Origin of the sequence: Paraburkholderia sp. BCC1885, assembly GCF_900996235.1 — a bacterium.
GTDB lineage: Bacteria > Pseudomonadota > Gammaproteobacteria > Burkholderiales > Burkholderiaceae > Paraburkholderia.
On sequence record NZ_CAAJGM010000111.1, the window covers coordinates 697233 to 724004 of the forward strand.

The 26772-nt window shown below is 63.5% G+C and carries 16 protein-coding genes; 4 read left to right on the top strand and 12 right to left on the bottom strand.

Annotated features, from left to right (window positions below):
* The first annotated feature begins 55 nt into the window (after positions 1-55).
* The 4 genes from FQ755_RS12015 to FQ755_RS12030 all read left to right on the top strand — a co-directional run bounded on the left by FQ755_RS12015 (position 56) and on the right by FQ755_RS12030 (position 3117).
* Complete coding sequence (locus tag FQ755_RS12015) at positions 56-976, top strand: MotA/TolQ/ExbB proton channel family protein (RefSeq protein ID WP_144154321.1); 921 nt, start codon at positions 56-58, stop codon at positions 974-976.
* Positions 977-979: 3 nt separating this feature from the next.
* Entirely contained in the window at positions 980-1405 is a 426-nt protein-coding gene (locus tag FQ755_RS12020) for an ExbD/TolR family protein (protein WP_144154323.1), read from the top strand.
* Positions 1406-1472: 67 nt separating this feature from the next.
* Positions 1473-1901: an ExbD/TolR family protein gene (locus tag FQ755_RS12025; RefSeq protein ID WP_144154325.1), complete on the top strand. Its 429-nt coding sequence runs from the start codon at positions 1473-1475 to the stop codon at positions 1899-1901.
* A gap of 16 nt (positions 1902-1917) precedes the next feature.
* Entirely contained in the window at positions 1918-3117 is a 1200-nt protein-coding gene (locus FQ755_RS12030; protein WP_144154679.1) for a tetratricopeptide repeat protein, read from the top strand.
* Positions 3118-3429: 312 nt separating this feature from the next.
* Here the strand turns inward: FQ755_RS12030 and FQ755_RS12035 are convergent, their stop codons facing one another.
* From FQ755_RS12035 to uvrA, 12 genes are all read right to left on the bottom strand, one after another.
* On the bottom strand, positions 3430-6639 hold the full coding sequence (locus FQ755_RS12035) for a multidrug efflux RND transporter permease subunit (RefSeq protein WP_144154327.1): 3210 nt from the start codon (positions 6637-6639) through the stop codon (positions 3430-3432).
* A gap of 11 nt (positions 6640-6650) precedes the next feature.
* Positions 6651-7205, bottom strand: coding sequence for a GNAT family N-acetyltransferase (locus FQ755_RS12040; RefSeq protein ID WP_144154329.1), 555 nt, complete (start codon positions 7203-7205; stop codon positions 6651-6653).
* A complete protein-coding gene (locus FQ755_RS12045) occupies positions 7180-7752 on the bottom strand; it encodes a GNAT family N-acetyltransferase (RefSeq protein ID WP_144154331.1) in 573 nt (190 codons plus the stop codon). The genes FQ755_RS12040 and FQ755_RS12045 overlap by 26 nt, the downstream gene beginning before the upstream one ends.
* A gap of 4 nt (positions 7753-7756) precedes the next feature.
* The gene (locus FQ755_RS12050) at positions 7757-9121 is read right to left on the bottom strand and encodes a TldD/PmbA family protein (protein ID WP_409937409.1); all 1365 of its coding nucleotides are present in this window, start codon (positions 9119-9121) and stop codon (positions 7757-7759) included.
* The gene (locus FQ755_RS12055; protein WP_144154333.1) at positions 9118-10554 is read right to left on the bottom strand and encodes a TldD/PmbA family protein; all 1437 of its coding nucleotides are present in this window, start codon (positions 10552-10554) and stop codon (positions 9118-9120) included. The genes FQ755_RS12050 and FQ755_RS12055 overlap by 4 nt, the downstream gene beginning before the upstream one ends.
* Positions 10551-12194: an ABC transporter ATP-binding protein gene (locus FQ755_RS12060; RefSeq protein WP_144154335.1), complete on the bottom strand. Its 1644-nt coding sequence runs from the start codon at positions 12192-12194 to the stop codon at positions 10551-10553. Before FQ755_RS12060 ends, FQ755_RS12055 begins: the two co-directional genes overlap by 4 nt.
* The gene (locus tag FQ755_RS12065; protein ID WP_144154337.1) at positions 12194-13306 is read right to left on the bottom strand and encodes an ABC transporter permease; all 1113 of its coding nucleotides are present in this window, start codon (positions 13304-13306) and stop codon (positions 12194-12196) included. Before FQ755_RS12065 ends, FQ755_RS12060 begins: the two co-directional genes overlap by 1 nt.
* On the bottom strand, positions 13260-14312 hold the full coding sequence (locus tag FQ755_RS12070) for a microcin C ABC transporter permease YejB (RefSeq protein ID WP_144154339.1): 1053 nt from the start codon (positions 14310-14312) through the stop codon (positions 13260-13262). Before FQ755_RS12070 ends, FQ755_RS12065 begins: the two co-directional genes overlap by 47 nt.
* 8 nt (positions 14313-14320) lie before the next feature.
* Positions 14321-16261, bottom strand: a complete 1941-nt coding sequence (locus FQ755_RS12075; RefSeq protein ID WP_144154683.1) for an extracellular solute-binding protein — start codon at positions 16259-16261, stop codon at positions 14321-14323.
* A gap of 335 nt (positions 16262-16596) precedes the next feature.
* The gene (locus tag FQ755_RS12080; RefSeq protein ID WP_144154341.1) at positions 16597-19239 is read right to left on the bottom strand and encodes a TonB-dependent receptor; all 2643 of its coding nucleotides are present in this window, start codon (positions 19237-19239) and stop codon (positions 16597-16599) included.
* Positions 19240-19611: 372 nt separating this feature from the next.
* Entirely contained in the window at positions 19612-20187 is a 576-nt protein-coding gene (locus tag FQ755_RS12085) for a helix-turn-helix domain-containing protein (RefSeq protein WP_144154343.1), read from the bottom strand.
* 510 nt (positions 20188-20697) lie between these two features.
* Positions 20698-26589: an excinuclease ABC subunit UvrA gene (gene uvrA, locus FQ755_RS12090; protein WP_144154345.1), complete on the bottom strand. Its 5892-nt coding sequence runs from the start codon at positions 26587-26589 to the stop codon at positions 20698-20700.
* Between the last annotated feature and the right edge of the window lie 183 nt (positions 26590-26772).

Genomic DNA, 26772 nt, shown 5'->3' on the forward strand with positions numbered 1-26772 from the left:
CGGTAGCGATTTATTAGTCACGTTGTACAAGTTCAACGCATGAACTGGAGCAGACATGAAGAAGCGTTCTCTCGCCGCAGTGGCGGCAAGCATGGTGTTCGCCGTAACCACGGCGACGACCTTTGTCGCACCGCAAATTGCCTACGCGCAAGCCAGCGACGCAACCGCAGCAGCATCGGCAACCGACGCCGCACCGACGGCCACACCTGCCGCAGCACCGGCTGACCAGGCTGTGCCGCCGCCGGCGCCGGCTACGTCCGAAACCGTCAACAACCCGTATGGCCTCGGCGCCCTGTGGAAAAACGGTGACTTCGTTGCCCGCTTCGTGCTGATCCTGCTGGTGATCATGTCGATGGGCAGCTGGTACATCATGATCACGAAGTTCTTCGAGCAATACCGTGCCAACCGCCGCGCCAAGAGCGCCGACGAACAGCTGTGGACCGCTCCGTCGCTGGCTGAAGGCGCCAGGCTGCTCGACGAAGCCTCGCCGTTCCGCTTCATCGCCGAAACCGCGATCGAAGCCGGCGAGCACCACGACGAAGCGCTGCTCGAAGCTGTCGACCGCAATACGTGGATCGACGTGTCGGTCGAGCGCGCCATCACCAACGTGTCGAACCGCCTGCAAGACGGCCTCGCCTTCCTCGGTACGGTCGGCTCCACGGCGCCGTTCGTCGGCCTGTTCGGTACGGTCTGGGGTATCTATCACGCGCTGACGGCAATCGGTATCGCTGGCCAGGCATCGATCGACAAGGTTGCAGGTCCGGTCGGCGAAGCGCTGATCATGACGGCAATCGGTCTGGCAGTGGCAGTTCCGGCCGTGCTCGGCTACAACTTCCTGGTTCGCCGTAACAAGTCGGTGATGGAACGTGTGCGTGCCTTCGGCGCACAACTGCACACGGTTCTGCTGGCCGGCAGCCGCCGCTCGACGCGCGGCGCCGCAGCTCAAAAGGCGGCGTTGGCCGAACAGGCGGGCTAAATCATGGCTATGAGCGTTGGGCAAGATGGAGATGAAGACGAAGTCATCTCCGCCATCAACACCACGCCGCTAGTCGATGTGATGCTGGTTTTGCTGATCATCTTCCTGATCACGATTCCTGTTGTTACGCATACGGTGCCGGTGAAGTTGCCGAATGAGGCAGTCCAGCCGCTGCAGACCACGCCCAAAAGTATCGTGATCGCGGTCAACCGCGACGGCGATTTCTTCTGGAACGAGAAACACGTGGATGCAGCGACGCTGCTCACGCAGTTGAAGACCGTGTCGGTGATGCAGCCGCAACCGGAAGTCAACGTGCGCGGCGACCAGAACACGCGTTACGAGTTTATCGGCCGCGTGATCACTGCGTGCGAACGTGCTGGCATCGCCAAGGTGTCGTTTATCACTGAGCCGCCGCCGCGCGGAGGCTGAGCGTTCGTTGCATGGGACCCGGGTGAGCACTGAAGCGCTCGTCCGGGTCGACAGGAAGGAGCAGATTATGGGAATGAATGTATCTTCCGGCGGCGGTAGCGAACCGGATGTGATGGTCGATATCAACACCACGCCGCTGATCGACGTGATGCTGGTGTTGCTGATCATGCTGATCATCACGATTCCGATTCAAACGCACGCCATCAAGATGAACCTGCCGGTCGGCAACCCCCCTCCTCCGGCGGTGCAGCCGGAAGTGGTGCAGATCGATATCGACTTCGACGGCACGATGATGTGGAACGGCACGGTGATCCCGGACCAGGCCACGCTCAACTCCAAGCTGTCTCAGGTTGCTGCTGAGCCGGTGCAGGCCGAGATTCATCTGCTGCCGAACAAGCTGGTGCCGTACAAGGACGTCGCTGCCGTGCTGGCCGCGGCACAACGCGTCGGCGCCACCAAGATCGGGTTGATTGGCAACGAGCAGTACATGCAATAAGGAAGTGGGAGTGCTAATGATCCATCAACGGTTCAAGCGCGCTGTGATCGCGGCCGCTTTCGGGGGCTTGTCTGCCCTCGTCGTGCTGCCGAACGCATATGCCGCCGACACGCTGCGCCCCGAAGTGGCCAAGCCGCTGAACGCGGCGCAGGACTCGTACCGGGCTCACAAGTATCAGGACGCGCTGGCGAAGATCGCCCAGGCGGACGCCGTGCCGAACAAGACGCCATATGAAAGCTATATGGTCGAAGAGATGCGCGGCGCGGCTGCCGCTGCGGCCGGCGATTCCGGCACCGCGGCCAAGGCCTACGAAACGCTGCTGGCCTCGGGCAAGCTGACGGGCGCGGACGAACAGCGCACCACCGCTGCGCTCGCCGGCATCTACTTTCAGGAAAAGAGCTACCCGCAGGCTATCAAGACTGCACAGCGCTACCTGAAGGCAGGCGGCACGGATCCGGACATGCGCGTCCTGCTGATTCAGTCGTACTACCTGTCGGGCGACTGCACCAACGTGGTCAACCTGCTCAAGCCGACCGTGGACGCCCAGGCGCGCGCCGGTCATGCGCCGGACGAGTCGCAGTTGCAGTTGCTGGGTACGTGCGCGCAGAAGTCCAACGATTCGGCCACCTATCGCGGTGCGCTCGAAAAGCTGGTGGCGTACCACCCGAAGCAATCGTACTGGGACGACCTGTTCAACGCGATTCGCAGCAAGCCGGGCTACTCGTCGGCGCTGGATATCGACACCTATCGTCTGCGCCGTGCTACCGGTTCGCTGGCGACGGCTGACGATTACATGCAGATGACGCAGTTGTCGATCGTTGCGGGTACGCCGGTGGAAGGCAAGCAGGTGATCGATCAGGGCTTCACGTCCGGCGTGCTGGGTCACGACGCCGGCGCGGATCGCGAGAAGCGCCTGCAGGCGCTGGCTACCAAGCGCGCGACGAGCACGGTCGACAGCAACGGCGTGCCGATTCCGGCATTCGATCTGGCATTCGACCAGGTCTTTGCAGGTCAGGCGCAGCAAGGCCTGGCGGCAATGGAAGCGGCAATCGCCAAGGGCGGTCTGGATCACCCGGATCAGGCGCAACTGCATCTCGGCGAAGCGTATTTCATCGCTGGACAAAAGCAGAAGGCGATTCAGGCATTCAAGGCCGTCAAGGGCGACGACGGTTCGGCCGACCTGGCCCGCTTGTGGGTTCTGGTGGCGTCGAAGTAAGCACGCCTTCACGCTGCATCGTTACAACGCGCCGCAAGCTGGACTCTCAGGTCCCGGTTTGCGGCGCGAATTCTTTTGTACTCCCCTCCCCTCGCCGCCGCTGCGCTCGCTCAAACGCGCGTGAATCAATCTGGTTCTTGCTCCCATTTCTTGAGGCTTGACTCAATCCAGGGCCACGCCTGAATCATTGCCGATTCATTTTCATCAGGGATTTGACCCGCTGGATCAAGGACGGCCCGTCAGCGAATCAAGAAGCGGCGAAGGCACCGGTTCATCGTGGACAGACGAACCCACACCGGCACCGCCCTATCCTCACTGCTTTTCCATTTCCCGATCCGTCAGTGCGGGCCGTGCCGGATCAGGCTTGCGTCCGTCCGCAGCCGCATGCTCGGGCGCCGCCGGCCGCCGGCGCCGCCGCTGCGTGAGCGACACCACCGCGTGAAACGCCACCGGTGCGAATACCAGCCCGAGCAGCGTCGCCGCCAGCACGCCGCCGAACACGCCCGTGCCGATCGACTGCCGGCTCTCGGCGCCCGCCCCGCTCGACACCACCAACGGCGCCACACCCAGCAGAAAGGCCGCGGACGTCATCACGATCGGCCGGAAACGCGCGCCCGCCGCGTCGATCACGGCCCGCGTCAACGGCAAGCCGCGTGCGTGCAGGTCGCGCGCAAACTGCACGATCAGAATGGCGTTCTTCGCCGACAGGCCGATCACCGTGATCATCCCCACCTTGAAGTACACGTCGTTCGGCATGCCGCGCATCAGCACCGCCGACACCGCGCCGATTACTCCAAGCGGCACCACCATCAGCACCGCAAACGGGATGGTCCAGCTTTCGTAAAGCGCCGCGAGCGCCATGAACACGGCCAGCAGCGACAAGCCGATCAACAGCGGCGTCTGCTTCTCCGCGACGGTTTCCTCTCGCGCGGCATCGACCCAGTCGTAGGCCACGCCCACCGGCAGTGCAGCCGCGAGCCGCTCCATCTCGGCCATCGCCGCGCCCGAGCTATAACCGCGCGCCGCGCGGCCGCTCACGTCGAGCGACGGATAGCCGTTGTAGCGCGACAGCGCCACCGGCCCGACTGACCACGTGCGCGAGGCGATCGCCGACAGCGGCACCATGTTGCCCTGCGCGTTCTCTACGGACAGCGCCATCAGGTCGTCGTCGGTCATGCGCGCCGAGGCGTCGCCCTCCACCACCACGCGCCGCATGCGCCCGGAGTCCGGGAAGTCGTCCACATAGGTCGAGCCGAAGGTGCTGCCCAGCAGGTCGGAAATCTTGTCGAACGACACGCCGAGCGCGTAGGCCTTGGCGCGGTCGATGGTCAGTTCGAGACGCGGTGCATCGGGCAGATCTTCGGAGTGCACGTCGGCGAGCGCCGGATCCGACCTGGCCTTGGCAAACAGCGCTTCGCGCGCGGCTTTCAGGCCGTCGAGCCCGACCCCGCCGCGGTCCTCGAGACGGAACACGAAGCCGTCCGAGTGACCCACACCCGGCACCGAGGGCGGCAATTGCGCATCCACCCGGCCGTCCAGAATGCTGGCGAACTCCGCGTTCAGTTTGTCCTGCAATTCCATGGCGCTGATCTTGCGGTCGTCCCAGTCCTTCAGTTCGACAAACGCCATGCCGACGTTCTGCCCCGTGCCCTGGAAGCTCCAGCCGATCAGGCTCGTCACGTGCGCAATCTCAGGATGACGATGCAGGATCGCTTCGACGCGTTTGATCACATCCAGCGTGCGCGCCTGAGTCGAACCTGCCGGCAACTGGATCATCACCTGCAACTGGCCCTGATCTTCCGTGGGCAGGAAGCCGCCGGGCATCTGCCAGTAAAGCAGCCCGCAGATGCCCACCAATACCGCGTACAGGACCAGCACGCGCCCGATGCGTTGCACCGTGCGGGCAGTTAGCCAGCGATAGCCGCGCGACGCGCTGTCGAAACCCTCGGCGAAGCGCGACGCGCCACGCGCAAACAGGCCGCGCAGGCCGCGGCGGGCCTCGCGTTGATGCGGCGTGGTGCCGGTCGGCTTCAGCAGGTTGGCGCACAGCGCGGGGGTGAGCGAAAGCGCCATGAACGACGACACCAGCATCGAGGCGATCATCGCCACCGAAAACTGCCGGTAGATGCCGCCGACACTGCCGGGGAAAAACGCCATCGGCACGAACACCGCGGTCAGCACCGCCGTCACGCCGACGATCGCGCTGCCGATCTGCGACATCGCCTTGCGGGTCGCCTCGCGCGGCGGCAGCCCCTCTTCTTCCATCACACGGTGCACGCTTTCGACCACCACGATCGCGTCGTCCACCAGAATGCCGATGGCCAGCACGAGGCCGAACATCGTGAAGACGTTGATGGACAGGCCGAACGCCCACATCGCCAGAAACGCGCCCATCAGCGTGACCGGAATCACCACGGTCGGCACCAGCGTGTAGCGCAGATCGCGCAGGAACAGCCACATCACGAAGAACACCAGCACCACGGCTTCGATCAGCGTATAGACCACCTCACGAATCGCGATCTGCACGAAATGCGCGCTGTCGAACGGAATCTCGATCTGCACGCCAGGCGGCAGGCTGATGGACAATTCGGCAAGCCGCGCGCGAATCGCATTCGAGGTTTCCAGCGCGTTGCCGCGCGGCCCGAGCTGAATGCCGACGGTCGCCGACGAGCGGCCGTTCAGACGCGACCAGAATGAATAATCGTCGCGGCCGAGTTCGACGCGCGCCACGTCGCGCAGACGCACCGCGGAGCCATCCGGCTTGGCCTTCAGCACGATCTGGCCGAATTCCTCAGGCGAGACCAATTGCCCTTTGACGGTGACCGACGCCACCATCTGCTGGCCCGGTACGAACGGGGCGTCGCCGAGCGTGCCGGCCGTCACCGAGGCGTTCTGCGCCATGATCGCGGCATTCACGTCGCCGGCGGCGAGGCCGTACTCGCGCAGCTTCATGGGATCGATCCAGATTCGCAACGCCTGATCCGAGTCCCATAGCTGCGCCGAGCCCACGCCCGGTGCGCGCTTCAGCTCGCGGATCAGGTAGCGGTTCAGGTAGTTGCTGAGCTCAGTCGAATCGCGCAGGCCGTCGGTGGAGGTCAGCGCCACCAGCATCAGGAAGGTATTCGACGCCTTGAATACGCTGATGCCGTTCTGCACGACCTGTTGCGGCAGGCGCGGCTCGATCTGCTTCAGGCGGTTCTGCACGTCCACCATCGCGATGTCGGGATTGGTGGCGGGCGAGAAAGTGGCGTCGATTTCCAGATTGCCCTGACCGTCGCTGCTGGTTTCGTAGTACAGCATGCCGTCCGCGCCATCGAGACTTTCCTCGATGATGCTGCCCACGTCGCCGTCCACCACCTCCGTCGCGGCGCCCGGATAGCTCGCCACGATCACGATGCGCGGCGGCGACAGGCGCGGATATTGAGCCACGGGAAGCTGCGGAATGGCGAGCGCGCCCGCCACGACGATGGCAAGCGCGACAATCCAGGCGAAGACCGGTCGGTCGATAAAAAATGAGGGCACTCAGATTCCTGTCAGTGCTGCGCGAAGGACGGCGCGTCAGCGAGGCGCGCCATGTGCAAAACGTCGGCCAGCATGCCGTCGCGCATCGCATAGCCGCGCGAGCGCCCTTCCTCGACAAAGCCGAAGCGGCGATAGAGCGCGATGGCTGGCGCGTTGTCGGCGAACACCGTCAATTCGAGGCGGCGCAGACCGAGCGAGCGGTCGGCACACTCGATGAGCGCGCTCATCAAAATTTTGCCGACACCGCGGCCCTGCCAGGCGTCGTGCACCGAGAGGCCGAGCCCTGCGCAATGCGCGCGACGCGCCACGGCGGGTTCAAGGACCGCATGCCCGACGAGCTGGCCGTCGAGTTCCGCACACAGGTTGATGCTGCTCTTCGGCACCTTGGCAAACCAGCCGGCCATGTTTTCAGCCGTGCGGTAGCCGATCGTCAGCGTGCCGCGACGCACGCCCGGCAAACTGCGCAGCGCGGCAATCGCTTCCATGTCCGACGTTTCGCATGCGCGTACAATCACGCGCCCGGTGAGTTGTGCTGCTCTCTCAAACCTCTCGCTGCTCGTGTTCATTATTCTGGTCCGTTGCGAATGGCATCGGCTCACGCAACCGTGCCATGAAGTAGCAATCGATCAGCACGCCCTCGCGCAACGTCTCGCCGCGATGGATTGCTTCTACTTCGAAACCGTATTTCCGGTACAGCGCGATGGCGGGCGCATTGTCGGTGAACACCTTGAGTTCGACGCGCCGCAGACCCAGCCAGTTATCCGCCAGATCGAGCATCTCGGCGACCAGCGCACTGCCGATGCCGCGGCCATGCCATGCTTCATGCACGCCGAGCGAAATCGACGCCGCGTGCGCACGGCGCAGCCGGCCTGGCGACAACATTCCGAAGCCAACCAGTATATCGCCGACCATCGCGGCCATGGCGAGGTCCGGCGTAGCAATTTTTTCGATCCACTCGCGGGTTTTTTCGAGGGTCGGATACGGCGCGATGGGATTGTTATGCGCCATGGCGGCTTGCCGCTCCAGCGCGTGGAGCTGCGCCGCGTCCGCTACCCGCAAGGCGCGCAGCGTCAGGTTCTCAGGTCGGGATGTCGTTGCGATGTCCGGGCCCATTCACTCACAGCGTCAATTCGAACGAGCGCGCCAGCAGCCCCGGCAGATGCATGCCGCCGGTGCCGCGCTCGCCCCACGTGGAGTCGTTCAGCAGCAGTTCGGGCTGGGCGCCGAGGCGCTCCAGCTGATCGCCGAGCAGCCGGAACATGCTGTCGTCGAAACGCATGGCTTCCACCGGCGCGACGATCTGGCCGCGCTCGACCCAGAAGGTCGCGAAGCGCGTCATGCCGGTCAGGCGGCAATTCATCCGGTCCGAAAAATTCACATACCAGAGGTTGCCGATGTAGAGACCCGTATCGAGCTGCGCCAGCACATCGTCCTCGGCGAGGTCGTCGCCTTCCATCGACAGCGCCACCGGTGCTTCGGAGTCCAATGCACCGTTCGGCTGCAGGCCGTATTCGCGGGCGCTGCGGGCATTGGTCAGACGCTCGACGCTGCGGCCGTCCTGAATCAGCGGCACGCTGGCGCGCAGATAACCGTCGTCGTTGAAACCGGGCGTGATGCCGAGACTCAGGTCTTCCGTGAGCGTGACGCGCGGATCGAGCGCCACTTCGCCGGTATGCAGCTTGTAGAGTTCGCTGCGCGAGGTGGCCTGCGCGCGCGCGGAAAAGCCGCCCCATGCGGTCACGCCCAGCAGTTCCTCAAGGGCGGCCGGCGCCAGATACGAACGGTAGCGTCCGGGCGAAAGCGCGCGCGGCGTCTTCGCAAGAATGGGCAGGCGTGCGGCGGCCTGCTCGACCTTGCGGGCGAAGGTCGCGTCGCTCCAGTGGTCGCCGGCGTAGCTCGTCTTGATGGCGCGGCCGCTCGGATCGTAGAGCGACCAGCTGAAGTTGAAGTTGCTGACTTCGTACCAGCCGCGGCTTCCCTTGGTGGATGCAAAGCCGCGCACGATCGTGCCGCCTGCATAAAAGCCCACGAAATCGAGGCCTTTCGCGCATTCGGCGACGGTGCGCACCAGCGCTTGCGGGTCCGCTACCTTGCCGTCGCGCCGGGTCGAACGTTCCCACTGCGAGGTGTCGAACAGCAGATGCGGGTCGTCCTGGGCATCGCGCAGCCCTTCGCGCAGCGTGGCGAGGGCGCGTGTGACGTCCTGCAGATCGGCGTCGGCATCGCCGCACACCGTCAGCGTGGAATAGGCCTGGCGCGCGCCGTCGATCAGACGCAGCGTCAGCTTGCCCTGCGAGACGCTGCCGATCTGCCGCACCTTGCCCGCGTTGAAGCGGATGAAATCGGATTGCTCCGCCGAGAACGAGGCCAGCGTGATCTCGCCGCCCAGCTGGGCGCGTTCGATCGAATCGGCGAGCAGCAGGAAATGACGATGCCAGTCCACCGCGGCGCCGCTTTGCATCGACAGGGAGTCGCTCATCATGCGCCTCCGAATACGTCGATATTGCTGAACACGCAGGCCGGCGACGCATGGCCGACGCGGATCACCTGCGCCGGTTCGCCCTTGCCGCACATCGGCGTGCCGAACACCTGGCGGGTGCTCGCGTCGCCGACCGCAGAAAGGCTGCGCCAGAAATTCGCCGAAATGCCGCGATAGTTCGGCTGCTTGACGACATCCGTCAGCTTGCCGTTTTCGATCAGTTGGCCGAACTCGCAGCCGAACTGGAATTTGTTGCGATGGTCGTCGATCGACCACGACGTATTGGAGCGCATCAGAATTCCGTGTTCGATATTGGCGATCATCGCGTCGAGCGACTGGTCGCCCGGTTCGATGTTCAGATTCGCCATGCGGTCGATCGGCGGCCGGTTCCAGTTCGAGGCGCGCGAATTCGCCACGCCCGGCATGTGCGCGCGCTGCTGCGAGAGCGCGCCGCCCAGCGGCCGTTCGAGCACGCCGTCGCGGATCAGATACTGCTTCTGTGCCGGCGTGCCGTCGTCGTCGAATGCGTAGGACGCGGCTTCCTCGCGCAACTCCGGATCGAACGTGACGTTCAGCAGATTCGAGCCGTATTGGTAACTGCCGAACATCTCCGGCTTCACGAAGCTCCAGCCGGCGAAATTGCGCTCGTCGCCGAGAATGCGGTCCAACTCGAGCGGATGACCGATCGACTCGTGGATCTGCAGCATCATCTGGTCCGGCATCAGCAGCAGATCGCGCTTGCCGGAGGGACAGTTCGGCGCGGCCAGCAGTTGCAGCGCGTCATGCGCGATGCGCACGCCGGCGCCGTCGAAACCATAACGCGCCAGCACTTCGAGGCCGCCCTGCGCGAGCGTGCCGTAGTCGCCGCCCAGCGTGCGCACCTGGGTGTCGCCGTTGGCGTGCGCGGCCACGCTCAGGTGCGGCATCAGGAAACGGAAATGCTGGTCGATGCGCACGCCGTCGCTGGTGATGTAAAGCTGGTCGGTGTGCGTCACCTGCACGCCGGCCCGGCGCTCGACGATGCGCGGATCGATATTGGCCGAGGCGCATTCGCGCGCCAGCCGGTCGAGCCATTCGCGCCGGCTCGGCAAGGCATGCTCCGCGTTCGGCGATACATAGCGGCCGCTCGCCGTCGGGCGCGCCACGTCGCGGTGATCGATCAGCGAGAGCGCGCCGCTTGCGCGCGCGCGTGCAGTCGCGATATCCAGTGCCGCCTGCAAACCGGCGGCCGACAGGTTGGCGCTCGCCGCATAGCCGGCGCCCGCGCCGACGTAAGCGATCAGCATGGCGCCGCGATCCCGCACGGTGCGCAGCGGCTGCGCGACGTCGTTACGGACCTCGTGATCGTCGATCGTTTCGTCGACGATGCGCAGCGACCAGAAATCCGCGTCGCTTTGCAGCGCGCGGGCAGCGTGCGCCCACCGTTCGTCGATCATGCGATGTTCTCGTGGATATCGGATTCCGGCGTCATCATCGACGACGCCAGCAACGATTGCGTATAAGGGTGCGACGGCGCGTGCAGCACGTCGAGCGTATTGCCGGCTTCGACAATGCGGCCCGACTTCATCACGATCACGCGATGCGCCATCGCCCGCATCACCGCCAGATCGTGGGTGATGAACAGATAGCTCAGCTTGTACTTTTTCTGCAGATTTGTCAGCAGATTCAGCACCTGTTTCTGGATCGAAACGTCGAGCGCGCTGGTCGGCTCGTCGAGCACCAGCAGTTCGGGTTCGACGGCGAGCGCGCGGGCGATTGCAATACGCTGGCGCTGGCCGCCGGAGAATTCGTGCGGATAGCGCAGCATCGATTCGACCGGCATGCCCACTTCTTCGAGCAAGGCGCCGACGCGATCGCGCCGCATCCTGGCGTCGACGTCGGGACGATGCACCGCAAGCCCCTCGCCGATGATCTGCTCGACCGTCATACGCGGCGACAGCGAGCCGAACGGGTCCTGAAACACCACCTGCATGCGCGAGTACAACGCGCGCTTCGCCTTGGCGTTTTTCAGCGACGACAATGCGAGCCCGTCGATATCGATGGTCCCTTCGGCCGGGCTTTGCAAACCGAGCACCGTCGCGGCAAGCGTCGATTTGCCCGAGCCCGATTCTCCGACGATGCCAAGCGTCTCGCCGCGCCGCAAGCTCAGGTCGACACCGTGCACGGCGCGGAAGGTCGACTTGCCGAAGATCGAGCGCAGGCCTTTCGCCGCGACGTGATAGTCGACGGCGAGGCCCTTCACGTCGAGAATCTGCCGCGCGCCCTCTTCCACCTCGTCGACGTTGCGCTGCGGCTCGCTGTCGAGCAAACGCTGCGTGTAGGGGTGCTGAGGATTCGAAAACAGCGCCTGGGTGGTGTTGGTTTCGACCAGCACGCCCTTTTCCATCACCGCGACACGCTGCGCAAAACGCCGCACCAGATTCAGGTCGTGCGTGATCAGCAGCACGGCCATGCCGCGCTCGGCCGCTTCCTGTTCCTGCAGTTCGATCAGCAGATCGACGATCTGCTGGCGCACGGTGACGTCGAGTGCGGTGGTCGGTTCGTCGGCCAGCAGCAGACGCGGCCGGCACGCGAGCGCCATGGCGATCATCGCGCGCTGGCGCTGACCGCCGGACAACTGGTGCGGGAAGCTGTCGATGCGCCGCTCCGGCTCGGGAATGCCGGTACGGCGCAGCAGTTCGATGCCGCGCTCGCGCGCCGCGTTCGGGCGCATGCCCTCGTGCAGACGCAGGCTTTCGGCGATCTGCTTGCCGACCGTGTAAAGCGGATTGAGAGCCGTCATCGGCTCCTGGAACACCATCGCGACATCCGCGCCGCGAATCCCGCGCATCTGTTGCTCGGTTTTTTGCAGCAGGTCTTCGCCGTCGAGCAGCATGCGGCCACTGAGTTGCGCCTGGTCCACGAGACGCAGGATCGACAGGGCGGTGACGCTCTTGCCCGAGCCCGATTCGCCGACCAGCGCGACGCGTTCGCCGCGCGCAATCGACAGACTCAGTTCCTGCACCGCGACCTTCTCGCCGAAGCGCACCGAGAAGCGGTCGATTTCCAGCAAGGGCTTGTTCACAGACTGATTCATTACTTGCCACCCCCGAACGCCGAGGCGCGCATGCGTGTGTCGAGCGCATTGCGCAAGGCGTCGCCCATGAAGGTCAGCAACAGCAGCGTGATCACCAGCGCCGAGAACGCCGAGATCGAGATCCACCATGCATCGAGGTTGTTCTTGCCTTCGGCGAGCAGTTCGCCGAGGCTCGGCGTCGGCGGCGGGACGCCGAGGCCGAGGAAGTCGAGACTCGTCAGCGAGAGAATCGCCGCGCTCATGCGGAACGGCAGGAACGTGATGACCGGCGTCAGGCTGTTAGGCAACACGTGTTTCCACATGATCTGCCAGTTCGACAGGCCCATGGTGCGCGCGGCCTTGACGTAGTCGAGTGAACGGTTGCGCAGGAATTCCGCGCGCACGTAGTCCGACAGCACCAGCCAGCCGAACATCGACAGCAGGATGAAGAGCAGCCACAGCGTCGGCTCGAAAATCGAGGCGAAGATGATCAGCAGATACAGGTCCGGCATCGAGCTCCAGATTTCGATCAGGCGCTGGCCGATCAGGTCGGTGCGTCCGCCGTAGAAGCCCTGAATGGCGCCCGTAAGCACGCCGATCACCACGCCAGAAATCGTCAACGCAAACGCCATCAGCACCGACAGACGGAAACCGTACAGCAGCCGCGACAGCACATCGCGGCCGAACTGGTCGGTGCCGAGCCAGTTGCTCGACGACGGCGGCGCCGGATACGGATGCGCCGCGAAGTAGTCGATGGTGTCGTAGTGGTAATGATTCGGCGGATACACCGCGAAGTTGCCGTTGCCCTGGAAGCGCGAACGGATATACGGATCGAGGTAATTGGTCTTGGCCGGGAAGTCGCCGCCGAACAGCGCCTCCGGATAGTCCTTCACGATCGGAAAGTAGTAGTGGCCGTCGTAACGCACGATCAGCGGACGGTCGTTGGCCAGCACCTCGCCGAACAGGCTGATGACGAACAGCGTACTGAAAATCAGCAGGCTCCAGTAACCGAGACGCTGGCTCTTGAAACGCAGCCACGTGCGCCGCCACGGCGACACCGAAGCGACGAGCGTGACGGCCGACGGGTCAGCGGCCCAGGCGGTTGAATTGGATGCGGGGGTCGACGAGGACATAGCAGACGTCAGCAATAAGTTTGGTTACAAGACCGATCAGCGTGAACAGAAAGAGCGAACCGAGTACGACGGGGTAATCGCGGCGGATCACGGAGTCGTAGGACAGTTGGCCCATGCCGTCGAGCGAGAACAGGGTTTCGATCAGCAGGTTGCCGTTCAGGAAGGCGCCCACGAACGCGGCGGGCAGACCTGTCAGCAGCGGAATCGCAGCGTTGCGCAGCACGTGCTTCCACAGCACGTCGCGCTCCGGCGCCCCTTTGGCTCTTGCGGTCAGCACGTATTGCCGGCCAATTTCCTCAAGGAAGGTGTTCTTCGTCAGAATCGTGACGATCGCGAAGTTGCCGACCACCGATGCGGTGACAGGCAGCACGACGTGCCACAGGTAATCCAGCAGCTTGCCGAACAGGCTCAGGTCCTGGAAGTTATCCGAGGTGAGGCCGCGCATCGGAAACACCTGCCAGAAGGTACCGCCGCCGAACAGCATCAGCAGCAGCACGCCCAGCACGAAGCCTGGAATCGCGTAACCAGCCAGCACCAGCACGCTGGTCACGGTATCGAAACGGGAGCCGTTGCGCACTGCTTTCGCAATGCCCAGCGGCACGGAGACAAGGTAGGTGAGTATCACCGTCCATAAGCCAAGCGTGATGGACACCGGCAGCTTGGACTTGATGACCTCCCACACGCTTTGATGCTGATAGTAGGACTGTCCGAGATTGAAGGTCGCATAGTTCTTCATCATCAGGGCGTAGCGCGTGAGCGGCGGCTTGTCGAAGCCGAACTGCTTCTTGATCTGCTCGAGCTGCTGGGGGTCCACGCCCTGGCTGCCGTGATAGCCGCCACCGCCTGCCCCCGCCTCTCCGCCACGGCCTTTGCCGTGGCGGAGTTGCGTCATCACCTGTTCGACCGGCCCACCCGGCACGAACTGCGTGACGACAAAGGTCAGGGTCACGACGCCGATCAAGGTCGGCACCATCAACAACAGACGTCTAAGAATGTAAGCAAGCATGGTGAACCTCAGTTTGCTGCGGACGGCGCGGAAACCGGCGTGGCTGCGGAGAGCGCCGCCTGCGGCTTCTTGTACCAGTAGTCGATGATCCAGTCTTCCGCCTGGTACGTGACAGGCGTGGTCTTCGGATACGCCAGCGTCGTCTTGTAGCCGATGCGGGAATTCGCGTTGTAGTACTGCGGCACGAGGTAATACTCGTTGATCAGCACCCGGTCCAGCGCGCGCGTAGCCGCTTCGAGATCGTCGAGGTTATTGGCGGAAAGCGCCGCGTGAATCAGCGCATCGACGGCCTTCGATTGAATCCCCGGCCAGTTTTCCGAACCCACCTGGGTCGCCGCCGCGCTGCCGAAACGACGTTCCAGTTCCGCGCCCGGGATCGTCACCGGGTCGTAGATCTTGGTGGTCATGTCGTATTCGAAATTGTCGAGGCGCTTCTCGTACAGCGCACTGTCGATCTCACGCATATGCGCCTGGATCCCGAGCGTGGCGAGCGCCTGCATGTACGGCAGGATTAGACGGTCCATACCGGGCTCGTCGTCCATGATCTCGATCGTCATCGGATTGCCGTTGGCATCGCGCAACGCACCGTCACGATAGTGCCAGCCGGCTTGCGCCAGCAGATCGCGCGCTTGTACCAGATTGCCGCGCAGCGAATTCGGCGGCAGCGTGTTGGCCTGCTTCACCGCCGGGCCGAACACTTCAGGCGGCAGGCTGGCGCGGAACGGTTCGAGCAAAGCGAGTTCCTTCTGGCTCGGCATGCCTGTCGCGCCGAACGGGCTGGCGTCGAAGTAGCTGTTCAGACGCACGTACTGGCCGTAGAACATCATCCGGTTCATCCAGTCGTAGTCGAAGGCCAGCGCGAGAGCGTGACGCACCCGCACGTCCTTGAACATCGGCCGGCGCATATTGATCAGGAATCCTTGCATCTGGGCCGGACCGTCCGGCACGTTGACCTGCTTCAGCAGCCCCGACTTGAAGTTCTTGCCGACGTATTTGCGCGCCCACTGCGTGGCGCTATATTCCACCCGAACGTCCGCGTCGCCGGCCTTGAAGGCCTCGAGCATCGTGTACTGGTCAAGGTACAGCTTGAAACGGATACGCTCGAAACGGAACATGCCGCGCCGGGTCGGCAGATTGGCCGCCCAGTAATTCGGATTACGAACGTATTCGATGTCCTTGTCGTTCTTGCGCTGGGCGATCAGGTAAGCGCCACTGGCGATCGGCGGCGTTGTTGCGATCTGGTCGAACGGAGGGCGTTTGCCGTCGGCTGTCATGCCCCACTTCGGCGAGAACACCGGCAGGTCGCCGGCAATCAGGGGGGCGTCGCGCTCGGCTCGCTTGAAATCGAAGCGGATCGTCATCTTGTCGACGACCGTCGCGCTCTTGATGATCGAGAACTGCGCGTTGAACAGCGGCGAAGCCTGCGGGCTCGTCAGCGTGTCGAAGGAATATTTGACGTCGGCGGCCGTGATCGGGTCGCCATTCGAAAAGCGCGCGGCGGGATTGATGTGAAAGGTCGCGGAAGTCAGGTCCGGCGCCACCTCCACGTTATCCGCGATCAACGCGTATTCGGAGGCCAGTTCGTCCCAGCTACGCTGCATCAGCGTGTCGAACATCAGGTTCTGGATGTCCGGCGCAGGCGCGCCACGGACCAGAAACGGATTGAGCGAGTCGTAGCTCTGCAGTTCGTTGTAGTTCTCGAAACTCAGCGTGCCGTTATTCGGCGCAGCCGGGTCCGCGTAGTCGAAATGCGTGAAATTAGCGGGATATTTGGGCTGATCGTATTGGGCGATCGCGGAGGCGGCGTGGGCCGGCGTGGCCACCAGGCTGAATGCGCCCAGCAGTGCAGCCGCGAAAACCGGCACGGCGCGCAAGGCGGCCTGCCGTGTCGCCGATGTGCACGAGATCGTCCATGCAGCGCGCGGCAACCGAAACTTCACAAGTCTCATCATCAGTATGCGTAGGTCGCACGCCGGCTTATGGCCAACGCGCGGTTCGTCGGATCGACCTGGGGCGATGCCAACGGTCATCGTCCGGAGTCACTTAAGGCGTCGCATGGCGCCTAGGGTTATAGGTTAGCGCGGCAGGCGGGGTCGGCACGAAACCACCCCGTCGCCCACAACAATCCCTGCGTACTTCTCGCGCTGGCCGGGTCGGCGATACGGCAAGGCTGGCCGCGGCGACGGACGGAGAAGCTCACAGTGTGCTACTTAAAATAAAAAAGAGTCGCTCCGGCGGCACAAAGAATGCCGGAGCGACCAATCGTCAACAAGCTTACAACTTCTTAGAACTTATAGGTTGCGCCGATCTGACCGTAGCGGCCAACGTAGTTATACAGCGACGAATCGTAACCACTGTTGGTGCCTTCGAATTCCCACGTCGGGTCGAACGGAGGCGCACGGTTGAAGATGTTGTTGATACCAGCATACAGCGTCCAGTGCTTGAAGCCCGTGTACTGGGCATACAGGTTGAACTGGCTATACGACGGCACCGAAGGCGTACCCGGCACGATCACCTGGGTGTACGGCGACGTGTACTGCCACGTTGCGGTCACGGTCCACTGGTGGTATGCCCAGCTCAGGTCCGTGTTGCCGCGCCAGCGCGGCATGGAGGCACCGAACACCGTATCGATTGCGCCGTTGTTGCCCGCGTAGTTGACCCCGACGCCGTTCTGCGGCATCACGAACTTGTACACGTAAGCCCAGTCAGCGGAGAAGGTGAACGTACCCACTGCGGTCGGCAACGCCTGGCGCAACGTCGTCTCAAGACCTTCCGTATTCAGGTAGTTGAGATTTTCGAACGGCAGGTTATAGACCGACTGACCCGGATTGGCGGCGATCAGCGAAGCAATATTCGCTTCGGCGATCACGTTGGTGACGTTGATCTTGTACAGATCGAGACCAATATCCGTCGTGCGGGTCGGCGACAGTTCGAAACCAATGTTGTAGTTCTTGGTACGTTCCGGTTGCAGGTTAGGATTGCCGACCGTGTTCTCGTTGATATCCTGTCCGTTGACCGACTGATACACCAGGTCGGCCTTTTCGGACGTTTCAACCATCGTCGGCGCGCGGAAACCACGATTGTACGAAGCGTACATCGTCAGCATCGACACCGGCTGGTAGCGCAGTGCGAAGCGCGGCGAGAACGCACCGCCGAAGTCATCGTAATGGTCGTAACGGCCCGACTGGCTGAACGTCAGGTTGTGGATGATAGGTACGTCGATCTGGTAGTAAACCGCGGCGACGTTACGCTCACCATCAACCGACTGGGTAATCGGATTGATCGTCGCGGTGCTTCCCGGACCGATATATTCGCTCTGGTGCTGGAATTGCGCACCGAAGCCAATACCCACGTCGCCAGCCGGCAGCGTAAACAGGTTCGGAGTCGAAATCGTCGCATCGATGGTATCGAGCTTCGAAATCGCCAGATCCTCACTGTTCTGGAACAGGCCCGGCAGGTTCTGCATGGTGGTCGGATTGAACGTAGCCTGGGTCACGCTGCCCAGGTAGTTCGCGAGCACATTGCCGTTGAGCTGGTTGGTATAGGTGTTCGCCACTTCGCTTTGCGAATGGCCGTAGGATGCTGCCCAGTTCCAGTCACCGAACCCTGGCGTCGTGAAGTCGCCCTTCAGGCCAGTCGACAAACGATAGAAATTCGATGTCGAGTTCAGGCCGACGTTGTTGTTCGGGAAGTAATAGGTCAGACCCGTGCCGTCGCCCAGCGTCGCAGGGAACGGTGCAATCGCGCCGCCCGCGTAATAGAGCGAGGGCGGCACATTCGTCAGCGTGCCACCGTTGAAGCCTTGCGGACCCGTCGTGTAGTCGGTGGTGTTGTAGCTTTCCCATCCGTCGACGAAGGCCTGAATATGATCGTTGATCTTGAAGTCAGCGTGAACCTTCAGGTTGGTCCGGTCGGTTTGCGGGTCCAGGTCGAAGTTATTCGCACTGTTGAACGCGCAAATGGTGCCGGGTGCCAGTCCGGACGCTCCCAGGTTCGTGGTCGAGGTCGTGACGTGACCGTTCGCGCAGGGCGTCGCCTGCGGAATTCCGCTGGCGGGCAGGAAGAACGAAGGCGGCTGGACGATGAAGCCACCCTGACTCTGATCTTTCAGGAAGTTTTCGCCACTGGTCGTGTCGCGCTCACCCAGCGTGAAGCCACTCGACTGATAGTGGCTCAGAGCAGCCGTGACGTTGTAACCATCCGAGGCCAGATTGCCGAATCCGCCAAGCGCGCTAAAGGAGCTGGTACCCTGGCCACCCTGCGACGCGCCACCCAGACTACCGTCCAGTTGCAGACCCTGAAAGTCGTGCTTCGTGATGATGTTGACCACGCCGGCGATAGCGTCGGAGCCGTACTGCGACACAGCGCCCGTCTTGACGATTTCGATGCGGTCGACCATGTTGATCGGCAACGAGTTCAAGTCGAAGAACGAGTCGGTGCCGTTCACCGGCAGAGCGTAGTTTGCAACGCGCTGGCCGTCCACGAGCACCAGGGTGTACTTTTCGCTCATGCCGCGCAGCGCAATACCCGCGCCGCCCGGCGACGTGCTCGAGGCCGTGCCCTCGCCCCAGCTGCTAGCCGAATTGGCGCTGGTCGAGCGCAGGAAGTCGGTGACAGTAGCGGCGCCGCTGTTCTTGATGTCCTGCTGCGTAACCCGCTGTACCGACTGGAAACCGGTCTTGTCGGATTGACGGATCAGCGAGCCGGTCACTTCAAACGTCTTCAGCTGCTTGACGTTCTTATTGGATGTCGTGGCTGCCGCGCCCGAAGCGGCTGCCGGAGCGGCCGCAGCTGCGGTACCCGATGCAGCCGCTGCCGGCGCTGCCGGTGTGCTTTGCGCAAACGCCGGAGCGGCGATTGCAGTCGTCAGTGCCAGCTCAGCCCAGATGATTCGTCTGATGGCCAACGCCAATGCCCGTTGTTTCATTTTTCCCCTTCTCACTCGTCAGTAAGGCCACACCTGTTGTGCGAAGAGAGGTCTCTTGAACCTCTCTACTCTTTTGCGGCGACGTTGCGCCGCGTTTGCCGTCAAAGTTGCTCCGTGGCCGCCCAACTCCACGGCCCGTTTACGTCTAGCAGCGAGATAGACGGAGCACTCCGATTGTTTAATTTTGTACTGCTAAAGACCTGCTCATTTCACGCTTTTCTTTCAACTTCATTTCGGCCGCTTGATGAATGCCAGCTCGTGGCCGGACCGTTCATGAGTCGACTCGTTTTGTGTATTCATGCTCCGGGTTAACCTGTAGCACTACTAATGGATGGATTCCGATTGACCCATCTCAAACACAAGCACTTTCGCCTAAAACAATCTTGGTGTTCCAACCCAGACCAGCACCGTCTCTTCGCCAGCGGTGTTCGCCCAGGCATGCGGCACGGTCGACTCGTAATGCGCGGTGTCACCGGCCTGCAATATGAACGTCGTACCTTCAAGGGTGAGAGCGATCTGGCCGCTCATCACGTACAAAAATTCTTCGCCCGCGTGTGTCGTCACTTCCGACGGTTGCTGCCCCGCCGGCATCTTCACCAGAATCGCTTCGAGCTTCCGGTCCGATGCCAGATTGGTCAGCCTGCCAAACAGGTTTGCCGAATCGGCAAAGCCAAAAAATTTCAGATCTTCACCGCGACACACCGACCTCGCTTCAGTCGGCGTATCGACGAAATACTGCACCGTCACGCCCAGCGCCTGCGCGATCCCGACTAGCGAAGTAATCGACGGAGTGGCCTGCCCCCGTTCCACCTGCGACAGGAACGGTTTGGAGATGCCTGCTGCTTTCGCCGTTTCATCGAGCGTGCGCTTGAGCCGTTGCCGCAACGCGCGAATCTTGCTGCCTATTGCGAGTGCGGCTGATGCCTTCTTATCAAGTGGCGGAACCATAGCAAGACAGAATCCAGTAGTCAAAATTTGTTTGATATAACCAAATTAAGTTTCATCGGGTGCGCGACGTCCGGCACGAAGTCGGCTAAAAAAATTGGGTGGGCGTTCGACCATGGTGAAAACCGGATGGGGCCGGTTACCTGGGCGACGGACAAATTCATCCAGTGTCACTGGAAGGTTGAATGCACAACTACAGTGCGACTGCGCACCCTTCCAGGCTGAAATCATTGAGTTGATAAACGAAATCGGTGCACGCGGAGCCGGCGAAAAATTCGCCGGTTTGGCGCGAGCGCTTTGATGCGCCTGACGAATCGGACGATATCAAGACAAAATCGTCCGTCAAACTTTTTTTGATAGGAACAGACAGTGTTTAGAGCTTTTCCTCGAATCGAGAGGTGAACTCCAGGCGTCAAAGCGTATGTAAAACGCATTTGAGAGTAAATGACGCCGTCCGCCGCAAGCCGGGAAAACCCTCGTCGCAAATTTGCGACAAAGGTTCCCCCGAGGGCATTAGCCGTTGCTAGTTTCGCCGGCTTCGACAGAGACGGACACCTCTGCGGCCTCACGTTCCAGCACCGGGCGCAGCGCGGCGCCCGTATGGCTTGCACGGACCTTTACGAGCCCCTCCGGGTCCGTGGCCGCCACGATCGACCCGCCGCCCACGCCGCCCTCCGGACCGAGGTCGATGATCCAGTCGGCTTCGGCGATCACGTCGAGGTCGTGCTCGATGACCACCACGCTGTGACCGCCATCCGCGAGACGGTGTAGCACGCGAATCAGCCGCGCCACGTCCGCCATGTGCAGCCCGACCGTCGGCTCGTCCAGCACATACAGCGTATGCGGCGGCTTCTGGCCGCGCCGCGTGACGTCGTCACGCACCTTGCTGAGTTCGGTGACGAGCTTGATGCGCTGCGCCTCGCCGCCCGACAGCGTCGGCGAAGGCTGGCCCAGCGTCAGATAGCCAAGGCCGACGTCTTTCATGAGCTGCAGCGGATGGGCAATGTTGGTGATCGGCGCGAAAAACTCGACGGCTTCGTCGATCTCCATGGTCAGCACGTCGCCGATGTTTTTGCCGCGCCAGGTGACCGCCAGCGTTTCCGGATTGAAGCGCTGGCCGTGGCAAACGTCGCAGCCGACCTTCACGTCCGGCAGGAAGCTCATGCCGATGGTCCGCACACCCTGGCCTTCGCAAGCCGGGCAGCGGCCCTCCCCCGTATTGAACGAGAAGCGCGACGCCGTGTAGCCGCGCGCGCGCGCCTCCAGCGTGCCGGCGAACAGCTTGCGGATCGCGTCCCACACGCCGATATAGGTGGCAGGACACGAACGCGGCGTTTTGCCGATCGGCGTCTGGTCGACTTCGAGCACCCGGTCGATGCTCTCCCAACCGGTGATCGCGTCGCAGCCTTGCCACGCGTGCGTGACGTTCAGTTGCGCGCGCGGCGCGCTGCGGGCCAGCACGCTGGAGCGGCGGTTGGCAGCCGGTTCGTCCTGCGCGGCCTTACGGGCCCGGCGCGTGGCCGGCGACGACAGCACCGAGCGCCCCACCGCGTCCAGCAGGTTCGCCATCAGGACGTCACGCGCGAGCGTCGATTTACCCGAGCCGCTCACGCCCGTCACCGCGACAAGCCGCGATAGCGGCAACCCGACGGTCACGTTACGCAAGTTGTGCAGCTTGCCGCCGTGCACGGTCAGCCATTGCTCCGGCACGGCTGCGGCGGTTTTGGTCTTGAGCTTGACCGGACGGCGTGGCTGCAGCGGATGCACGATGGGGTGGGCGAGGAACTGCCCGGTGAGCGAATCCGCCTGCGCCGAAAGATCCGCCACACTGCCCTGGGCGACCAGCGTGCCGCCGCGCTTGCCCGCGCCCGGCCCGATATCGATGATGTGATCGGCGCGCCGGATGGTGTCCTCGTCGTGCTCGACCACCACCAGCGTGTTGCCCTTCTCGCCGAGCTTGCGCAGCGCGCTCAGCAAAATCTGGTTGTCGCGCGGATGCAGCCCGATAGTGGGTTCGTCGAGCACGTAACAGACGCCCTGCAGGTTGCTGCCCAGTTGCGCCGCCAGCCGGATGCGCTGCGCCTCGCCGCCCGACAGGCTGGGCGCCGCGCGGTCGAGGCTCAGATAGCCGAGCCCCACTTCTTCCAGAAACTGCAGGCGGCTGCCGATCTCGCTCACCACGTCGCGGGCGATTTCCGCGTCGCGCCCCGACAGTTCGAGTGCGTCGATCCAGCGGCGCGTGTCGCTCACCGTCCATTGCGCGACGTCGACAATCGGCTGCGCGTCGAACGTGACCGCGCGGGCGGTCGGGTTCAGGCGCGTGCCGTGGCAATCCGGGCAGGGTTCGTCCGCCACGCCTTCCGGCTCCTGCTCTTCCGAAGGCAAGCTCTGTTCACGGCCGCGGCCGTCTTCGGCGATCACGGTGTCGTCATAGGCGGCGCGCTGTTCGCGCGTCAACGCGAGACCCGTGCCGACGCAGGTCGTGCACCAGCCGTGCTTGCTGTTGTACGAGAACATGCGCGGGTCCAGTTCCGGATAGCTCGTGCCGCACACCGGACACGCCCGTTTGGTGGACAGCACCTTGACCGCGCCGAGCTTCGCCGTGGCGCGGCCGCTCGTCAGGGCATTCTGCAGACCGTCGAGCGGCGCCAGCAGATGCATCACCCCCTTGCCGAGTTCCAGCGTTTCGTCGAGCCGGCGGCGCAACTCGGCCTCGTTATCCGCCGAAACCACGAGGTCCGCCACCGGCAGTTCAATGGTGTGTTCACGGAAGCGGTCGAGCTTCGGCCACGGGTCGACCGGCAGGAATTCACCGTCCACCCGCAGATGCGAATTGCCGCGCGCCTTCGCCCATTTGGCAAGGTCGGTATAGACGCCCTTGCGGTTCACCACCAGCGGCGCGAGAAAACCGACGTGCTGGCCCTTGTGATCGCGCAGCAGTTGCGCCGCGATCGATTCGACGCTCTGCGCGGTCACCGGCGTGCCGTCGTGGATGCAATGCTGCAAACCGAGCTTGACGTACAGCAGGCGCAGGAAATGCCAGACTTCCGAGGTGGTCGCCACGGTACTCTTGCGGCCGCCGCGCGAAAGGCGCTGCTCGATTGCCACGGTTGGCGGGATGCCGTACACGGCGTCGACCTCGGGACGTCCGGCCGGCTGCACGATGGAGCGCGCATAGGCGTTCAGCGATTCGAGATAGCGGCGCTGGCCTTCGTGGAACAGGATGTCAAATGCGAGCGTCGACTTGCCCGAACCGGACACGCCCGTAATCACGTTGAATTTACCGTGCGGAATATCGACGTCGAGCGATTTCAGGTTGTGCTCGCGTGCATTGACGATCCGCACCACGTCCTCGCCTTCCACCGCGCGACGCGCCCGCGCCGCCGTCAACGCCTTTTGCAACGGCATGCCTTGCGCGGCGGGCTCGGCTGCCGCGCTCATGGCCGCGTCGTATTGCAGCAGCGCCTGGCCCGTATACGATTCCGGGCAGGCTTTGACGTCTTCCGGCGTGCCCGCGCACAGCACCCGGCCACCGCCGTCGCCGCCTTCCGGCCCGAGGTCGATCAGCCAGTCCGCCGCGCGGATCACGTCGAGGTTGTGCTCGATCACGATCAGCGAATGGCCGCCCGCCAGCAGCTTGCCGAACGCCTGCATGAGCTTGGCGATGTCGTCGAAATGCAGGCCGGTGGTCGGCTCGTCGAACATGAAAAGGCGTGCCGCCGGCGCCTGCTTCGCGGCGCGCGCCGTTTTGGCCTGGGCCGTTTCCGCGAGAAAGCCCGCGAGCTTCAGACGCTGCGCTTCGCCGCCCGACAGGGTCGGCACCGGCTGGCCGAGTTTGACGTATTCGAGACCCACGTCGACGATCGGCTGCAACACGCGCAGCACTTCTGCGTCGGCGGCGAAATACTGGATGGCTTCGCTGACTGTCAATTCGAGCACGTCGGCAATGCTCAAGGCCCGCGCCGGCGTGCCGCGCTCGATCTTCACTTCGAGCAGTTCGGCGCGGTAACGACGGCCATCGCAATCCGGACAGCGCAAATAGACGTCGCTCAGAAACTGCATCTCGATGTGTTCGAAGCCGGAGCCGCCGCAAGTCGGACAACGGCCGTCGCCCGAGTTGAAGCTGAACATGCCGGGACCATAACCGCGCTGCTGCGCGAGCGGCACCTTGGCGAACAGCTTGCGGATCTCGTCGAACGCGCCCACATAACTGGCCGGATTCGAGCGCGCCGTCTTGCCGATCGGCGACTGGTCGACGAACACCACTTCGTTGACCTGCTCCGCGCCGACCAGACGCCGGAACGCGCCGGGCGATTCGGTGGCGACGCCGAGATGGCGCGCCAGCGCCGGATAGAGCACGTCCTGCACCAGTGTCGACTTGCCCGAGCCGGACACGCCGGTCACGCAGACGAGCCGCTGCAACGGAATCTCGACGGTCACGTCCTGCAGATTGTGTTCGCTCGCGCCCTCCAGCACGATGCGCGGCGTGTCTTTCCTGACCGGCCGGCTCGACCAGTGTGAGACGTCGGCCACATGCCGGTGGCCACCGAGATATTCGCCGGTCAGCGTGCCGGACGACCGGATGTCTTCAGGCGCGCCGTCGTAAATGATCGTGCCGCCCCGCTCCCCGGGACCGGGGCCCATGTCGATCAGGCGATCCGCCGCGAGCATCACCGAGGGATCATGCTCGACCACCACCAGCGTGTTGCCGGCATCGCGCAGACGATGCATGGCTTCGACGATACGGTTCAGGTCACGCGGATGCAGGCCGATGCTCGGCTCGTCGAGCACGAACAGCGTCTTGGTGAGCGAGGTGCCGAGCGCCGTGGTGAGATTGATCCGCTGCACCTCGCCGCCCGACAGCGTGCGGCTTTGCCGGTCCAGCGTCAGATAACCGAGCCCGACGTCGCAAAGATACTTCAGGCGCGTGCGCACCTCGGCCAGCAATAGCTTGAGCGCATCGTCGAGCAGCGCGCTGGGCAGGCTCAGGTCGTCGAAGAAACGCCGGATGCGCTCGATGGGCAGCAGCATCAGGTCGTGCACCGTCAAGCCGGCCAGCGCTTCGAGTTGCGCGCGGTTCCAGTCCACGCCGCGCGGCAGGAAGCGCAGTGCGGGATCCAGCACGGCGTCCGCATTGGACCTGGTGCCGAGCCGCCACAGCAGCGATTCGGTTTTCAGGCGCGCGCCGCCACAGGTTTCGCACGGCGTATAGCTGCGGTACTTCGACAGCAGCACGCGAATGTGCATCTTGTACGCTTTCGATTCGAGGTATTCGAAGAAGCGCTTCACTCCGTACCAGTGCGTCTGCCACTTGCCGTTCCAGTCGGGCGAGCCATTGATGACCCAATCGCGCTGCGCCTGAGTCAGCCCGGACCAGGCCGTGTCGCGCGGAATGCCGGCCTTCGCCGCGTAACGCATCAGGTCGTCCTGGCACTCCTTCCAGGCGGGTGTCTGCATGGGCTTGATGGCGCCGCCGCGCAGAGTCTTGCGGCCGTCCGGAATCACGAGGCCAAGATCGACGCCGATCACCCGCCCAAAGCCGCGGCAGGTCTCGCAGGCGCCATAGGCAGAGTTGAAGGAGAACAGCGCGGGCTGCGGATCGGCGTAGCGCAGGTCGCTGTCCGGATTGTGCAGGCCGGTGGAGAAGCGCCAGATCTGCGGCTCGGCGGTGGTTTCGGCAGCGCCCTCCTGGGCTTGCGGCAGCACGTAGACATTGACGCGCCCGCCGCCACGCTTAAGCGAGGCCTCGATGGCTTCGACCGCGCGCCCTTTGTCCACCGCGCTCAGGCGGAACCGGTCCGCCACCACGTCGAGCAGTTTGCGCGGGCCGGTGGGCGACTGCACCTCGCGCTGGGCCTGCACGCGCGTGTAGCCGCTCGCGGACAACCATTGCTCGACCTCTTCTTCCGTCGCGGATTCGGGCAGTTCGACCGGAAACGTGACCACGAGGCGCGGATCGTCCTGCGCGGTGCGCGCCACCAGATCGCCGTAAATCGTCTCCGGCGAGTCGTGCCGCACGGCCTGCGCCGTCTTGCGGTCGAACAGTTCGGCCGCGCGCGCATACAGCAGCTTCAGGTGGTCGTTGAGCTCGGTCATCGTGCCGACCGTGGAGCGCGAGCTGCGCACCGGGTTGGTCTGGTCGATGGCGATGGCCGGCGGCACACCGTCGACGCGGTCCACCTGCGGGCGGTCCATGCGGTCGAGGAACTGCCGCGCGTATGCGCTGAAGGTTTCGACGTAGCGCCGCTGCCCTTCCGCGTACAGGGTGTCGAACACCAGGCTGGATTTACCGGACCCGGACGGGCCGGTGACGACCGTCATCTCGCCCGTGTGCAGGTCGAGATCGAGGTTCTTGAGGTTGTGCTGACGCGCTCCGCGAATGCGGATTTTTCCTGTAGATGACAATTTGCCCGACCGTCTGAATGAGTTGGCCACATCTTACGGCCGCTTTGCGACCGACGTGATTCACCGCGCCCGACCATGCAGATCAATCGCCGCAGGGCCGATTTGAAGTGAATACTATACTGTATATTTATACAGTTTTCTACCGACGCGAGACGCGCCGCTGCTGGCGAGGCGCAAGCGGCG

Coding starts and splice junctions, on each gene's coding strand:
- FQ755_RS12015 (WP_144154321.1), top strand. CDS start 56: ATGAAGAAGCGTTCTCTCGCCGCAGTGGCGGCAAGCATGGTGTTCGCC.
- FQ755_RS12020 (WP_144154323.1), top strand. CDS start 980: ATGGCTATGAGCGTTGGGCAAGATGGAGATGAAGACGAAGTCATCTCC.
- FQ755_RS12025 (WP_144154325.1), top strand. CDS start 1,473: ATGGGAATGAATGTATCTTCCGGCGGCGGTAGCGAACCGGATGTGATG.
- FQ755_RS12030 (WP_144154679.1), top strand. CDS start 1,918: ATGATCCATCAACGGTTCAAGCGCGCTGTGATCGCGGCCGCTTTCGGG.
- FQ755_RS12040 (WP_144154329.1), bottom strand. CDS start 7,205: ATGAACACGAGCAGCGAGAGGTTTGAGAGAGCAGCACAACTCACCGGG.
- FQ755_RS12045 (WP_144154331.1), bottom strand. CDS start 7,752: ATGGGCCCGGACATCGCAACGACATCCCGACCTGAGAACCTGACGCTG.
- FQ755_RS12050 (WP_409937409.1), bottom strand. CDS start 9,121: ATGATGAGCGACTCCCTGTCGATGCAAAGCGGCGCCGCGGTGGACTGG.
- FQ755_RS12055 (WP_144154333.1), bottom strand. CDS start 10,554: ATGATCGACGAACGGTGGGCGCACGCTGCCCGCGCGCTGCAAAGCGAC.
- FQ755_RS12060 (WP_144154335.1), bottom strand. CDS start 12,194: ATGAATCAGTCTGTGAACAAGCCCTTGCTGGAAATCGACCGCTTCTCG.
- FQ755_RS12065 (WP_144154337.1), bottom strand. CDS start 13,306: ATGTCCTCGTCGACCCCCGCATCCAATTCAACCGCCTGGGCCGCTGAC.
- FQ755_RS12070 (WP_144154339.1), bottom strand. CDS start 14,312: ATGCTTGCTTACATTCTTAGACGTCTGTTGTTGATGGTGCCGACCTTG.
- FQ755_RS12075 (WP_144154683.1), bottom strand. CDS start 16,261: ATGAGACTTGTGAAGTTTCGGTTGCCGCGCGCTGCATGGACGATCTCG.
- FQ755_RS12080 (WP_144154341.1), bottom strand. CDS start 19,239: ATGAAACAACGGGCATTGGCGTTGGCCATCAGACGAATCATCTGGGCT.
- FQ755_RS12085 (WP_144154343.1), bottom strand. CDS start 20,187: ATGGTTCCGCCACTTGATAAGAAGGCATCAGCCGCACTCGCAATAGGC.